12 protein-coding genes are annotated in these 13,971 nt (G+C 67.7%); 8 read left to right on the top strand and 4 right to left on the bottom strand.

What is annotated here, in order from left to right:
• Together ACEZDE_RS27605 and ACEZDE_RS27600 are read right to left on the bottom strand one after the other, a co-directional pair.
• A partial coding sequence (locus ACEZDE_RS27605) for a discoidin domain-containing protein (RefSeq protein WP_380541506.1) occupies window positions 1–2,763 on the bottom strand: 2,763 nt, incomplete at its 3' end.
• 294 nt (window positions 2,764–3,057) lie between these two features.
• On the bottom strand, window positions 3,058–3,474 hold the full coding sequence (locus ACEZDE_RS27600; RefSeq protein WP_380541503.1) for a hypothetical protein: 417 nt from the start codon (window positions 3,472–3,474) through the stop codon (window positions 3,058–3,060).
• A gap of 344 nt (window positions 3,475–3,818) precedes the next feature.
• Here ACEZDE_RS27600 and ACEZDE_RS27595 point away from each other — a divergent pair, with 344 nt between their 5' ends.
• The 8 genes from ACEZDE_RS27595 to ACEZDE_RS27560 all read left to right on the top strand — a co-directional run bounded on the left by ACEZDE_RS27595 (window position 3,819) and on the right by ACEZDE_RS27560 (window position 11,651).
• Window positions 3,819–5,516, top strand: a complete 1,698-nt coding sequence (locus tag ACEZDE_RS27595) for an ABC transporter substrate-binding protein (RefSeq protein ID WP_380541500.1) — start codon at window positions 3,819–3,821, stop codon at window positions 5,514–5,516.
• Between the two features lie 38 nt (window positions 5,517–5,554).
• Window positions 5,555–6,538, top strand: coding sequence for an ABC transporter permease (locus ACEZDE_RS27590; protein WP_380541497.1), 984 nt, complete (start codon window positions 5,555–5,557; stop codon window positions 6,536–6,538).
• A 44-nt stretch (window positions 6,539–6,582) separates the two neighbouring features.
• Window positions 6,583–7,446 (top strand): ABC transporter permease, encoded by an 864-nt coding sequence (locus ACEZDE_RS27585; RefSeq protein WP_380541494.1) that lies wholly within the window; start codon window positions 6,583–6,585, stop codon window positions 7,444–7,446.
• Window positions 7,430–8,497 carry an ABC transporter ATP-binding protein gene (locus ACEZDE_RS27580; protein ID WP_380541491.1) on the top strand — a complete coding sequence of 356 codons (1,068 nt, stop codon included), beginning with the start codon at window positions 7,430–7,432 and terminating at the stop codon, window positions 8,495–8,497. Before ACEZDE_RS27585 ends, ACEZDE_RS27580 begins: the two co-directional genes overlap by 17 nt.
• Window positions 8,494–9,564, top strand: coding sequence for an ABC transporter ATP-binding protein (locus ACEZDE_RS27575; RefSeq protein ID WP_380541488.1), 1,071 nt, complete (start codon window positions 8,494–8,496; stop codon window positions 9,562–9,564). Before ACEZDE_RS27580 ends, ACEZDE_RS27575 begins: the two co-directional genes overlap by 4 nt.
• Window positions 9,555–10,535 carry an N-acetylglucosamine kinase gene (locus ACEZDE_RS27570; protein WP_380541485.1) on the top strand — a complete coding sequence of 327 codons (981 nt, stop codon included), beginning with the start codon at window positions 9,555–9,557 and terminating at the stop codon, window positions 10,533–10,535. The genes ACEZDE_RS27575 and ACEZDE_RS27570 overlap by 10 nt, the downstream gene beginning before the upstream one ends.
• Before the next feature lie 62 nt (window positions 10,536–10,597).
• The gene (locus tag ACEZDE_RS27565) at window positions 10,598–10,897 is read left to right on the top strand and encodes a CopG family transcriptional regulator (RefSeq protein WP_380541482.1); all 300 of its coding nucleotides are present in this window, start codon (window positions 10,598–10,600) and stop codon (window positions 10,895–10,897) included.
• A 127-nt stretch (window positions 10,898–11,024) separates the two neighbouring features.
• Entirely contained in the window at window positions 11,025–11,651 is a 627-nt protein-coding gene (locus ACEZDE_RS27560; RefSeq protein ID WP_380541479.1) for a hypothetical protein, read from the top strand.
• 237 nt (window positions 11,652–11,888) lie between these two features.
• Here ACEZDE_RS27560 and ACEZDE_RS27555 read toward each other — a convergent pair whose 3' ends face one another.
• The gene (locus tag ACEZDE_RS27555) at window positions 11,889–12,995 is read right to left on the bottom strand and encodes a methyltransferase domain-containing protein (protein WP_380541476.1); all 1,107 of its coding nucleotides are present in this window, start codon (window positions 12,993–12,995) and stop codon (window positions 11,889–11,891) included.
• A gap of 596 nt (window positions 12,996–13,591) precedes the next feature.
• Window positions 13,592–13,897: a hypothetical protein gene (locus ACEZDE_RS27550; protein ID WP_380541473.1), complete on the bottom strand. Its 306-nt coding sequence runs from the start codon at window positions 13,895–13,897 to the stop codon at window positions 13,592–13,594.
• Between the last annotated feature and the right edge of the window lie 74 nt (window positions 13,898–13,971).

Genomic DNA, 13,971 nt, shown 5'->3' with positions numbered 1-13,971 from the left:
GGCGCCGGTGGAGTTCAGGGTGACGGCCTTGCGGCCGGAGGCCTCACCGGCCAGGTCGCCGATGGTGCGGTTGGGTCCCACTACCGCGGCCCCGCCGCCGAGCATGCCGTCCTCGGCCTCGTAGGCGTCGTAGGGCATGTTCGCCCCACGGCCGACGAAGAACGAGGTGTCGGAGGTGTTGTTGCCCTGCTTGACCGGCACCTCGTTGGCATCGACCGCGACAACGGTGTGCAGGGTGTACTTGCCGTTGACCGCCGTCCAGGTGCCCACCGTGATCGGGGTGGAGGACGCACCGGGGGCCAGGGTGCCGGTGTAGGAGCCGGTCATGGTCTTGACGACGCTGTTGTTGGAGTCCAGCAGCGTCACGGTGACGCCGTGGGCGCCGGAGGTGGTGGCGATGGTGCCCTGGTTCTTGATCGTGGTGGTGAAGGTGACGGTGTTTCCGGCGGCCGGGGTGCTGGGCGAGGAGGTGACCGCGGCGGGCACCAGGTCCGAACTCTGCACCGGGGCCACGACCAGGTTCGTCGGGTTGGTGTAGGCGTTGTTGCTGGTGTTCGACTCGATGACGGTGTTGGCCTCGTTCACCTTCGCCGTCAACGCATAGGACCCCGCGCTCTGGGTGCCGATCGAGGTGGACACGGTGGTGGTGGCGCCGGCTGCCAGGGCGCCCACGGCGGCGGTGCCGACCTTGGTGGTGCCGAGGTAGAAGTTGACGTTCGTAGCCCCAGCCGCGGCGTTGCCGGTGTTCTTGACCGTGGCCGACACGGTGACCGGGTCGGTCTCGATCGGCGCGGTCGGGGACCAGGAGGAGGAGGTCACCGTCAGGTCCGGGTTCGGCGCCGGAGTCCCGATGACCTGGAACTCGGCGACCTGACCACCGGGGGCGCCGGTGTTGGAGGTGATGGACAGTTCTACGTCCGCGACCCGGGCGGTGACGGGGATGGTGACGGTGTTGCCGGTGGCGGGGTTGAAGGTGTAGGGCTGGGCGGCCACGATCGTGGACAGGCCGGTTGCGGACTGCTCACGGCCAAGGACCGCGATGGTCTGGGTGCGGGTGCCCCAGGAGGCGTCCGGGTTCAGCTTGACCACCACCGAGGTCACGTCCGCGTTCGCACCCAGCTGCACGGTGGCCTGGGTCGGGTAGCTGGCGCCCTCGAAGTACGTGGTCACATCGTTGTCGTTGGCGTTGCCGACCAGGAACGTGAACGTCGCAGGCGTCCCGGAGATCGGCTTGCCGACCGCCAGGTTCACCCCCGTCCCACCCCCCGACCCGGCCCGGGTGACCGTGTTCGAGGCAGCCGACTGGTTCCCCGCCGCATCATGCGCCTTCACGTAGTACGACACCGTCGCCGTGTCCGGCTGGGAATCGGTGAACGTCAGCCCGGTCACCGTAGTCGCCAAAGCACCGTTGCGGTAGACGTCGTAGCCGGTCACACCCACGTTGTCCGTCGAAGCAGTCCACGTCAGCGCGATCTGACCCGACCCAGGCGAGCTGTACGCCAAGTTGCCCGGGGCAGTCGGCGGGGTCGTGTCCACCGGGGCGGACCCGGTACGGGTGACCGTGTTGCTGTTGCCCGACTGGTTCCCCGCCGCATCATGCGCCCGCACGTAGTACGACACGGTTGCCGTGTCCGGCTGGGAGTCGGTGTAGGTCAGGCCGGTCACCGTGGTCGCCAGCACCCCGTTGCGGTACACGTCGTAACCAGTGACCCCCACGTTGTCGGTCGCAGCGTTCCAGGTCAGCTTGATCTGACCCGACCCGGGCGAGCTGTACGCCAACCCCGTCGGCGCGCTGGGCGCAGTCGTGTCACCCGCACTGGGGCCATAGACCTCGAACTCCGAGATCTGACCCGCCGGCCACCCCGTGTTCGCCGTGATCAACAACCGCACATACCGCGTCGTCACCGCCGGCACCGCAACCGTGACCGTATTCCCCGTCGACGGATCAAACGTGTACCCCGCCGACGCCACCAACGTACTGAAATTGCTGTTGTCCGTACTCCCCTGCACCGTGAGTGTCTCGGTGCGCGTGTTCCAGGAGGTCGGGGCCGGGACCTTCAGCACAACCTTGTTGATGCTGAGCGAGGCCCCCAGGTCGACCTGCAGCCACTGTGGGAAGGCGTTGTTGGTGCTCTCCCAGTAGGTCGACTGGTCTCCGTCGTTGGCGTTGCTGGCAACGTAGTTCTGGCTGACGCCGCTGGAGCTCATGGTCTTGCCGGTGGCCAGGTTGGCCGAGCTGCCGCCGCCGCTGCCCGAGCCGTAGAGCTCGATCTCGGACAGTTGCGCCGCTGTCCAGCCGGTGTTAGCGGTGATGTTGATCCGCACGTAACGGGCCGTGGTGGCAGCGAAGTTGATGGTCACCGTGTTGCCGGTGGACGGGTCGAAGGTGTACCCGGCCGATGCCACGATGGTGGAGAAGGTGGATCCGTCGGTGCTGCCCTGGACGGACAGGGTCTCGGTCCGGGCGGCCCAGTCGGTCGATCCGGGGAGCTTCAGTACCGCCTGGTTGACCGAGGTGGCCAAGCCCAGGTCGATCTGTGCCCACTGCGGGAAGCCGCCGGACGCCTCCCAGTAGCTGGCCTGGTTGCCGTCGTTGAGGTTCCCGGCACTGTACTGCCCGTTGCTGCTGCTGGTGGTCGCGGTCTTCCCGAGCGCCAGGTTGGTTCCGGCGGCGGAGGCCGGGAGCATGTTGAACACCGGGAGCATGGCGACGAGCATCCCGATCAGCGCCAGAACGACCGTTCTGAGGCCGGGAGTTCTCATCCTGTGCGAATACGTGGTGCCGTGCGGCGTGCTGGGACTTGTGGGCATCCTCTTCCTCTGCTTCTGCGTGACGGCGGCGCCAGGTCGGCCCATGGGGACCGACCGGTGGGTGGGATCTCGCGGCGGGGGCGGCAGAGGGGGGCGCCCGGCAGTGCGCAGCTGGAAGTGACATCACGTGCCTCTCCGAGGTGGCGGAGTGAGCCGTAAATTGCGGATCAATTCCTGACTAATATCGTCAGGATGAGAGATTTTTGCAGCTACCGAGCAGGAAGTTACAGAGGCCGCCTGACGGCGTCAATGGATCGCGCAGACTTCGATGCGCGGGCATTCACGGGCATTAGTGACCTTGCTCGCCAAGCAAAGTGACGGAGAGTCAGCGCCTTGCAAACTCCATACGTGAATTACGCGAAATGACGTTGCAAAGTTGCTGGATCGCTGCAAGCGCAAGGACGTTGCTGCGCCGTGCTGGCGCGACCGGGCAGTGCGAACCGCGCCGGGGCCCCCGGCCTTGCCGAGGGCCAGATCAGCGGTGAGCCGCCCGATCAGCGGCGCGTATTGGCCGCCGTGTCCCGGGCAGGGCGAGACGATCACCAGTGCGCCGACCCGGTCCAGGATGAAGTCACCGGTGGGGGTGCTGGTCCGCAGGCTGGTCGCCGAGGCGAGCGGCTCCGGGTCGAGCTCCGGCGGCCGCCACCGTACGTAGTCGCTCACGGCCCGGCGTGAGGCCGGGTCGGGGATGCCGCTCCTGCGCCGGCCGTGGTGACCCGCCCGTCGTTGAGCAGGGCCAGCTTGAACGCCCCGAGGGCGCCGCCTGCGCAGTCGTTCCCCAACACAGCCTGCTGCGACGGCATCTGAGCACCACTCAATTCGCCAGTACACCGCCGCTGTGTTGCGCCCGGGTTTCGGCCCCGGACCAGCACAGAGATGGGCATACTCGCCACCCTTCCAAGTAAGGCTCCTTGACAAAGCCTCGTCCGACCGCGACCCTGGCTCGACATCAGTTAGTAAAACTCCCTAACTAGTGGTCGCCAGCGGAGTGAAAGGCAACAACCCTCATGGTGAAGCGCACCTCGGGAAAGAGAGCCAGGGTCCTCGGCGTCGCCGTCGTCGCCGTGTCCGCGCTGCTGGTCAGCGCCTGCGGTTCGGGCGGCTCCGGTTCCGGCAAGGGCGGCGGGACGGGCGGCAGTGGCAAGCGCGGTGGGGTGCTGACCATCGCCAACGTCCAGGGCGGCCTATGGACCTGCTCGTTCAACCCCTACAACAACTCGTCGAACTTCCTCTCCGCGGGCACCGTCTATGAGCCGCTGATGTTCGTCAACGAGCTGCAGAGCGACAAGGCCAGCCCGTGGCTCGCCACCTCGTACGCCTGGAGCAACGGCAACAAGACGCTGACCTTCACCATCAGGAAGGGGGTGAAGTGGAGCGACGGCACCCCGATGACGGCCGACGACGTGCTCTACACCTTCAACCTGCTGAAGAAGAACCCGGCGCTCGACCTCAACTCCATCTGGTCGGTCCTCTCCTCGGCCAAGAAGGTGGGCGACGACCAGGTCTCGCTCAGCTTCTACAACCCGGCGCTGCCGTACTTCTACTACATCGCCGACCAGGTCCCGATCGTTCCGCGGCACATCTGGTCCGGCATCGCGGACCCGGTCTCCTACAAGGACGACCAGCCGATCGGCACCGGTCCGTACGTCATCAACCCCTGCACCCCGCAGAACATCACCTACACCGCCAACCCGAAGTACTGGCAGCCGGGCCTGCCGAAGGTCACCACGGTCAAGTACCCGGCGTACACCAGCAACGGTCCGGCGAACGACCAGCTCGCCAACGGGCAGGCGCAGTGGGGGAGTCAGTTCATCCCCAACATCGACAAGTTCTACACCCAGCGCAGCAAGGACAACCACACCTGGTCGCCGCCGACCACCCAGGTCTCGCTGTTCCTCAACGAGAAGGTCGCGCCGCTGGACAACCCGGTGGTCCGCCGGGCGCTGGCCTATGCGACGGACCGTCAGAAGGCCTCCACCATCGGCGAAGGCGGCCAGGAGCCGCCCGGCCACCAGTTCGGCGTCATTCCGGAGACCTTCCCGAGCTGGGTCGACCCGGACGCCAAGGCAGCCGACGACTACAGCTACAACCCGCAGAAGGCCGACCAGTTGCTGGAGGGGCTCGGCGCCAAGAAGGGCCCGGACGGCATCTACGTGCTGAACGGGCAGAAGCTCAGCTTCTCCGTGGTGAACCAGGGCGACTACGGCGACTGGGTGGCCACCCTGCAGGTCGTCGCCCAGGGCATGAAGGCCGCGGGGATCGGTCTGACCATCGACAACCTGAGCGCCAACGCCTACGACAGCAAGCTGTTCAACGGCGACTTCCAACTCGCCTACTACGGCGAGACCGGCGGACCCACCCCGTACTACGAGCTACGGCAGTGGCTCTACTCGTCCAACAGCGCGCCGATCGGCAAGCCCGCCGCAACCAACTTCGAGCGCTACAGCAACCCGGCCACGGACCTGCTGTTCAACCAGTACGCGGCGTCCTCCGACCCGGCCGAGCAGAAGAGCATCATCGGCCAGTTGGAGCAGGTGATGCTCACCGACGTCCCGGTGATCCCGGTGACCGAGTCGGTGGCCTGGTACCAGTACAACACCGCGAAGTTCACCGGCTGGCCGACCAAGGCCGACCCGTACGCGCTGCCCGCGGCCTTCAACTACCCGGACATCGGCCAGGTCCTGCTGCACCTCCAGCCCAAGTAACCGCTCACCGCCCGGAACCGACAAGAGAGGTCCACAGGGTGAGATTCCTGATCCGCCGCCTGGGGTTCTTCGTGCTCACCCTGTGGGCCGCACTGACCATCAACTTCGCCATCCCGCACCTCCTGCCGGGCTCCCCGGTGACCGCGATGATGGCCCGCTACCACGGCCGGCTGAGCGGCAAGTCGCTGGAGGCGGTCGAGACCGCGCTCGGCATCAACACCCACGCCAGCCTGCTGTCCCAGTACGTCACCTACCTGGGCAACTGCGCCACGCTCAACTTCGGCACCTCGGTGCAGGAGTTCCCGGCCTCGGTGACCAGCGTGGTCGGCGCGGCCATCCCCTGGACGCTCGGGCTGGTCGGCCTGACCACCGTGTTCGCCTTCCTGCTCGGGACCGGCATCGGCGCGCTCGCCGCCTGGAAGCGCGGCAGCAGGCTGGACAGCGTGCTGCCGCCGCTGTTCGTGGTCGGCACCGGGCTGCCGTACTTCTGGGTCGGCATCGCCCTGATCATGGTGTTCGCCGACATCAACCCCTGGCTGCCGGGCGCCTTCGGCTATGACAACACCTACGTCGAAGGCTGGAACGGCGACTTCATCGGCTCGGTGCTGATGCACGCCGTCCTCCCGGCGGTGTCGATCCTGGTCACCTCGGTCGGGGTCTGGGTGCTGACCATGCGCAACACCATGGTCACCACCCTGGCTGAGGACTACATCCGGATGGCCAGGGCCAAGGGCCTCCCCGGACGGCGCATCATGATCGACTACGCCGCGCGCAACTCGATCCTGCCCAACCTGACCGGGTTCGCCATGTCGCTCGGCTTCGTGGTCAGCGGCGCGGTGCTGGTCGAGTACGTCTTCAACTACCCGGGCGTGGGCTTCGAACTGGTCCAGGCGGTGAACAACGAGGACTTCCCGGTGATGCAGTGCCTGTTCCTGGTGATCACCGTGGCCGTGCTGGTCTCGGTGCTGCTCGCCGACATCGCGACCGCCCTGCTCGACCCCCGTACCCGGAACGCCCGTTAGCCCCGGCGACGGGACCGACGGCAGAGCGCGAGGTAACCACCCACATGACCGCACTGTTCAGAGCGATCCGGCACAACGGCAAAGCCGCTGCCGGACTGCTGATCCTGCTCGTCTTCATCGTCATGGCCGCCGTGCCGGACCTGATCGCCCCGGGGAACCCGGCGACGATCACCGACGCGGTGTCCGAGGGCGTCTCCGGCAAGCACCCGCTCGGCACCACCGCCTTCGGCCAGGACATCCTGGTCCAGATGGTGCACGGGGCCCGGCCCGCGCTGATGATCGCCGTCCTGGCCGGGCTGCTGGCCACCGTCCTCTCGGTGCTGATCGGCGTCTCCGCCGCCTACCTGGGCGGGGTCTGGGACGACGGCCTCAACCTCTTCACCGACGTGGTCCTGGTCATCCCCACCCTCCCGCTGGTGGTGGTGATCGCCGGCTACTTCGCGCACCACAGCATCTCCGTGATGATCATCGCACTGGTGGTCACCGGGTGGTCCTACGGGGCCCGCCAACTCCGTTCCCAGGCACTCTCGCTGAGGAACCGCGACTTCCTGGAGGCGGCCCGGGTCCGCGGCGAGCGGAGGATCTACGTGATCTTCTTCGAACTGCTGCCCAATATGACCTCGCTGATCGTCGCCAACTTCCTCGGCGCGGCGCTCTACTCGGTCCTGACCGCGTCCGGCCTGGAATTCCTCGGCCTCGGCGACATCAACACCTACGACTGGGGCACCATGCTCTACTGGGCGCAGAACCAGTCCGCGCTGCAGACCGGCGCCTACGTCTGGGCCACCGCGCCCGGCATCTGCATCGCGCTGCTGGGCGCCGCGTTCGCCCTGCTGAACAACGCCTTCGACGAGATCGGCAACCCCGCCCTGCGCCCGGTGAGGAGGCTCCGTGTCGCCGCGTCCTGACCCCGCCGCGGGCGGCGGCTCCGCCCGTGCCGCCGCCCCGGGCCGCGCTGCTGCCACCGCCCGTGCCGCCGCCGCCCCCGCCCATGACGGGCCGCTGCTGGACGTGCGCGGCCTCACCGTCGAGTACGCCACCGCGCGCGGCTCGGCGCTGGCGGTCGACCGGGTGGGCTTCACCCTGGACCGTGGCGAATTCCTCGGCATCGTCGGCGAGTCGGGCTGCGGCAAGTCCACCCTGCTGTTCGGCATCGCCCAACTGCTCAGCCCGCCGGCCAGCACCACCGCAGGCAGCGTGCTGTTCAAGGGCCGCGACCTGGTCGGCATGACGGACCGTCAACTCGCGGACGTCCGCTGGTCCGAACTCTCCGTGGTGATGCAGAGCGCGATGAACGCGCTCAACCCGGTGACCACCATCGGCGCCCAGTTCCGCGACGTGCTGCGGGCGCACAGCTTCGACACCGACATCGGCACCCGCTCGCGCGAGGTGATGGAGCTGGTCGGAGTCGACCCGGTGCACCTGGACAGCTACCCGCACCAGCTCTCCGGCGGGATGCGGCAGCGCGCGATGATCGCCATGGCGCTGCTGTTCACCCCCGACCTGGTCATCATGGACGAGCCCACCTCCGCCCTGGACGTGGTCGCCCAGCGCTCGCTGATGGTGCAGATCAAGCAGCTGCAGCGGGAACTGGGCTTCGCCATCATCTTCGTCACCCACGACATGTCGCTGGTCAGCCACTTCTCCGACCGGCTGATCGTGATGTACGGCGGGCAGATCGCCGAACTCGGCGCCACCCGGACCGTGTTCGACACTCCGCGGCACCCCTACAGCAAGGGGCTGCTGGACGCCTTCCCGTCCATCCACGGCCCCCGGGTGCCGCTGCTCGGCATTCCCGGCTCGCCGCCGGACCTCGCCGACCTCCCCACCGGATGCCGCTTCGCGGCGCGCTGCCCGCAGGCGATGCCCAGCTGCGCGGCGACCGCCCCGGAGCTGTACCAGGTCGAGCAGGTCCGGGTCCGCTGCCTGCTGCACGCGCACGAGGAGGTCACCGCATGACCGAGCCCCTGCTCCGCACCGAAGGGCTCACCCGGCACTTCCAGATCGGCGGCGTCTTCTCCAGGAAGAACCTGCACGCGGTCGACGAGGCCGAGTTCAGCATCGGACGCGGCGAGATCGTCGCCCTGGCCGGGGAGAGCGGCAGCGGCAAGTCCACCGTCGCCCGGCTGCTGGCCATGGTCTACAAGCCGACATCCGGCGAGATCTGGTTCGACGGGGTGCCGCTGTCCCGGCTGCGCTCCCGGGCGGAGCTGCTCGCCTACCGCAGCCAGGCCCCGATGGTGTTCCAGGACCCGTTCAGCTCGATCAACCCGGTCTACCGGATCTCCCACGGCATCCTGCGCACACTGAAGCTGCACCGGCCCGAACTCGACGCCGCCCAGCGGGTGGAGGAGGCGAAGCGGCTGCTCACCGTGGTCGGACTGACCCCGGCCGACCAGTACCTGGCCAAGTTCCCGTACGAGATGAGCGGCGGCCAGCGGCAGCGCATCGGCTTCGCCCAGGCACTGGCGTCCAACCCCAAGCTGATCATCGCCGACGAGCCGGTGTCCATGCTGGACGTCTCGATCCGGATCGGCCTGCTCAACCTGATGACCGGGCTGCGGGACCGGCAGGGCGTCTCCTTCCTCTACATCACCCACGACCTGGCCAGCGCCCGCTACGCCGCCGACCGGCTGGTGGTGATGTATGCCGGGCACATCGTGGAACAGGGCTCGATCGAGGGCATCCTGGCCGCGCCCAAGCACCCGTACACCCAGCTGCTGCTGGCCACCGTGCCGGACCCGCGGGCGCCGCTGGCCGCCTTGGCCGGGGCGGACAAGGGGGAGCCGCCCAAGGTGGTAGACCCCCGGCCGGGATGCCGCTTCCGGGCGCGCTGCCCGGTGTCGGTGGCCGAGTGCGCCACCACCACGCCGCACCTGCGGCTGCTCGGCGAGGCGCATGCGGCGGCCTGCCATGTCGCCACGGCTGCTGCCTCCGTTTCCTCCGCTGCTGCCTCCGGCGTACCGGACGGCTCCGGTGCGCACCTTCCCGTCCACGAGAGCAGGGACCGACCCGGGTGGATCTGACGCGACGTCACCATGGCGGCCTTCCGGCGGTGCTCGCCGTCGACGGCGGCAACAGCAAGACCGACCTGGCGTTGATCGCCGAGGACGGCGGCCTGCTGGCGAGCGTCCGGGGGCCCGGTTCGACCTCCCCGGGCGGCGGCACGCTGGCACCGCTGGTGGCCGAACTCGCGGCCTCGGCCGGGCTCGACCCGGCGGGCCCGATCGCCCGGCACACCTCCGCCTGCCTGGCCAACGTCGACCTGCCGGAGGAGGAGGTCGCGCTCTCGGCCGAACTGGCGGGCCTGGGCTGGTCGGAGACCTCCCAGGTGCTGAACGACACCTTCGCTCTGCTGCGTTCGGGCACCCAGCGCCCCTGGGGCATCGCCGTGGTCTGCGGCGCCGGGATGAACTGCGCGGGCGTCGGCCCGGACGGCCGCACCGCCCGTTTTCTGGCGCTCGGCTACCACACCGGCGACTGGGGCGGCGGACGCTGGCTCAGCAACGAGGTGATGCACGCCGCGATGCGGGCCGAGGACGGCCGCGGCCCGGAGACCCTGCTGCGGCAACGGGTCGCCGGGTACTTCGGCGAACGCTCGGTGGAGGACGTCGCCGTCGCCGTCTACCAGGGCAGGTTGACGGAAGATCAGATCCTCCTGCTCACCCCGCTGCTGTTCGCCGCAGCCGAGGACGGCGACCCGGTCGCGCTCGCCCTGGTGGACCGTCAGGCGGACGAGGTCTTCCTGATGGCCCGCTCGGTCCTGGACCGCCTCGACCTGGCCGGAACGGACGTCGAGGTGGTCCTCGGCGGCGGAATCCTGGCCGGCAGACACCCGCTGATCACCGAGACCGTCGAAGCCAGACTCAAGGAACACGCCCCAGCAGCCCTGCCCCGCTACGCCGACGTCCCCCCGATAGCCGGCGCCGCCCTCCTCGGTCTCGACCACCTGGGCGCGGGCCCGGACGCCCTGGCACGGCTACGGGCCTGCTACTGACTGGGCCGGACCAGCTGGCAAGTACGGGAAGTACGGGAAGTACGGGAAGTACGGTCGAATGTATGGGATCCAAGAAGGTGACAGTGACCATTCCGGAGGATCTCCTGGAGGAGATCCGGGCAGACGCCGCTGAGCGCGGCATCTCGGCGTATGTGGCCGAGGCGCTGCGGTTCAAGCACGACCGTGACCGTCTGCTGGAGCTGGTCGGCTGGCTTGAGGAGGAGCACGGGCCGGTCACGGACAGCGAGAGGTCGGCGGCCTACGAGTCGATGGACGACCTCGACGCCGAGCACAGGCGTCGCCAGGCCGGGCACCGTGGCAACGGTAATGACGGCGGCGCTGTCCCTCGCCGTCCGCGGTGACAGGTCACCGTCTTCACCTCGGACGTGGACGACCTGGAGAAGCTGCTTCCTGACCGGATCGTTGTCAGAAAGGCCTGAGAGGACGTTCTGAACCGCTCCGTCCTATCTGACCTTTGGCTTGGGACGGGTGAGCGGCTTCGATCCTATGCTGACGGTCGTGCAGGTACTGGGTATGAGCAGTGAGGACGAGATGGTCGCCTGCTTTTTGCGCGGCGAGCTGTCCAGCCGGAGGTTCGGCCCGAACCTCCGGTCCCACCTGGTGGCAGCCGGACAGGCCGAGCAGTTGCTGACGCATCCGGACCTCTCCGACGCTGGAGCGAACTTCGCGCGTCGCGCCCTTCTCGCTGCGGTGCGCGGGTACGGCGAGAACCGCGACCTGTACGAAAACTTCCCGACTCAAGTCACGTGGACCAGAGCACTCCTGTCCGCCGCCGAGGCAACCAACGTGCGCTACCTCGACTATTCCTACTGGGTCGAACTGTCAGGTGGCAGCCGACGGCCGACCGACGCGGCTGCGCACATCAAGGCAGGGCTACGGGCGTTCGACGTGCCCAACAAACGGTTCGTCGACGCAGCCCACGCCCTCATCAGAGGCGAGCGGTTTCCTCCGCTCATCCTCGTCGGCGAGAGCCAGGACAATCTGGTCTGCCTTGAGGGCAACCTGCGCCTGACCGCCTACGCCCTCGTTGGCTTCCCGACCGGCATCGAGTGCCTGATCGGAATCGCGCCGACCATGGGACGCTGGGCGCGGTAGTACGCGGCGAACGACAGGTATCGGCCCGACGCCGCAGGATGGCGCCGGGCCGATGGCCGGTGTGACCCGGCCTTACCGGTCAGGTCAGACGACGATGCGGACATGTTGACTAGGACGCCTCAAAACGGTTTTGACTTCTAATGTTGGACACACAAAAAGGCCGCTCCCGGCACCTCAGGATCGACCATGGACACGCATTGCTTTAATTCGATCCTCCATCCATTTCCATGATCGAGTTCAGCCGGTGCGGATTGTGTTCATCGGATCGCCCAACCATGGGCGCTGCTCTCCGTCCGGCAGGACCGTGAGCCCGAATTGGTCAAGCTCGGGTCTACCCTCCCGTGCCCACCAGGTGAGCGCTTGCTCTACCTCGTCCCACAGTTGCCTGCCACCAGACTGGTAGGCCGTGGCAAACGGCTCCCCCGTGCGGAAGACGACGGCTGCCCATGAGCGGCTGGTCAGGTCGAAGAACCACGCATTCGTCGTGTCGGCATCCGGCTGGTTGACCACGTGGGCCAGGTCGGGCACGACGAGGCCCGTTACGAATCGTGCCGTCTCGTATTGGCTTCCGAGATCGTTCGGAGTCAGACGCGTCGTGGACCTGATGGCGTCACCAGGGAAGGCCGAGACGTAGTCGGAGAACCGCTCCCAGTCCAAGCGCTGATCCCGGAGTTTCATGAACGCCACGGGGCGCAGAAACGGCCCGCTCGCGCTGCCGTCTTCGTTCACTGTGAGCCGGACCAGTGCATCCTCATTGCCGTAGTGCGTGCCCCACGGCGCAAGGATCACGCCACCGGGCCGGGTCTGGGCGAGCCACGCGGGAGGCACGCTGCGCACGCCTGCGGTGGCGATGATGCGATTGTACGGTGCGTCACGCTGCCAACCGAGTTCACCGTTCCCGCGGATCACATCGGGGTGGAGTCCGGCCCGGCTGAGATTGGTTCGCGCCTGAGCGGCGACCGCCCCGTCCACCTCGACGCTGACTACGTTCTCGCTGCCCAGCCGATGCGCCAGGAGAGCACAGTTCCATCCGGTTCCGGTTCCGATCTCCAGGACCCGGAGGCCAGGCTTCACGTCAAGGTCCCGAAGCATGGAGGTAACAACGGAGGGCATCGAAGCCGAACTTGTGGAGAGGCTTCCGGGCTCAGTGCCCTCGTGCTCACCGTCGTCCCACTGAGTGACGATCGGAACGTCGGTGAACGCTTGGCGCTGCCACTCATCGGGGTCGTCCGTCCGACTGACAGGAACGCTCTCGCCCGTAGTCATGTCGTGCGCCCACATCAAGGTCGGCAGGAAGAGTGCACGGGGCACTGCCTTCAGGCTCTCCACCCAGTCGGGTGTCACGGAGCCAGCTTCGAGAAGGGACCGCACCAGCGCGTCACTGGCGCGGTCCCCCTGCTCAATTGAGCCGTCGATCACTTGCGGTGGCCCCCGTCTCCGGGGGGGCGGGCTGCCGTCCGGCGGGGGCGGCGGCGGCGGAGTCCAGGGCTGACCGGGGTGACCGTCGCCCCCGTCCCCCTGCTCAGAATTGACCGGTTCGAGAGCCATTCTCGGAACCTCCTTCGCTCCTTGTTCGCGTCATCATCAGGCGGTGGCCTGACGGGCCTTGCCTCCCGCTCCGGACACGGCTGGTGAACACGTGTCCGGAGCGGGGGTCTGTGGTCGGGTTACTCCCCGGCGGGCATCCAGCGCCCGGCGGTGCTCCCTGGCAGAGTCGAAGGCCACCTGAATTCGCTCGGCACGTTGCCACAGCGGTAGGTCGATACCGTCCATCAGCCTGCCTTGCGAGTGCAGCGAGGACAGGCGCACGGAGGGAAAGCAGGCTCGAACGGACAGGGTCGCGGTTCGCGGGCCTGCACCTTGATCTCTCGAACCGGTTCCCGTACGCCGCTTTCCGGGTTCAGCCGGTAGACCCGCAATGATCATGCCGCTGTTGGCACTCACGACTCGCCCCCGACCGAGCCAGTCCCGCCCGCCAGCGCCCGTAAGAGGTCTCCGGTCTGCTGCTTGGGCAGCTTTGCAGCGTGAGCCCGCAACAGGTCGGTGATCAGGTGCAGGGCCGACGGGTACAGGGACGTGCGGATGAATGCCTCCGCCTCGTTGCTCCGCCGTATCGGGGAGATCGACCGGATACCGTCGCCGATTCCGGCTTCCGCTGCTGCTACAAGAAACTCCATCATCGAGCGCATCGGCTCAGGGTCAGTCGGCTCGCTCTCGGTGACCAACACCACCTGATCCGTAGTCATAAATAGACCGTAGAGCCGAACATGGCGAAGGGGTGATACAAGCTGTATCACCCCTCTGCGGACCCCCATTTGGG

It is taken from the genome of Streptacidiphilus cavernicola (assembly GCF_042510955.1).
Classification (GTDB): Bacteria; Actinomycetota; Actinomycetes; order Streptomycetales; family Streptomycetaceae; genus Streptacidiphilus; species Streptacidiphilus cavernicola.
The sequence above is the reverse complement of the archived record's forward strand: the minus strand, read 5'-3'. Positions and strand labels throughout refer to the sequence as shown.

Excerpts from the sequence above, each read along its gene's own strand:
- ACEZDE_RS27595 (WP_380541500.1), top strand. The coding sequence starts at position 3,819 with ATGGTGAAGCGCACCTCGGGAAAGAGAGCCAGGGTCCTCGGCGTCGCC.
- ACEZDE_RS27585 (WP_380541494.1), top strand. The coding sequence starts at position 6,583 with ATGACCGCACTGTTCAGAGCGATCCGGCACAACGGCAAAGCCGCTGCC.
- ACEZDE_RS27575 (WP_380541488.1), top strand. The coding sequence starts at position 8,494 with ATGACCGAGCCCCTGCTCCGCACCGAAGGGCTCACCCGGCACTTCCAG.
- ACEZDE_RS27565 (WP_380541482.1), top strand. The coding sequence starts at position 10,598 with ATGGGATCCAAGAAGGTGACAGTGACCATTCCGGAGGATCTCCTGGAG.
- ACEZDE_RS27550 (WP_380541473.1), bottom strand. The coding sequence starts at position 13,897 with ATGACTACGGATCAGGTGGTGTTGGTCACCGAGAGCGAGCCGACTGAC.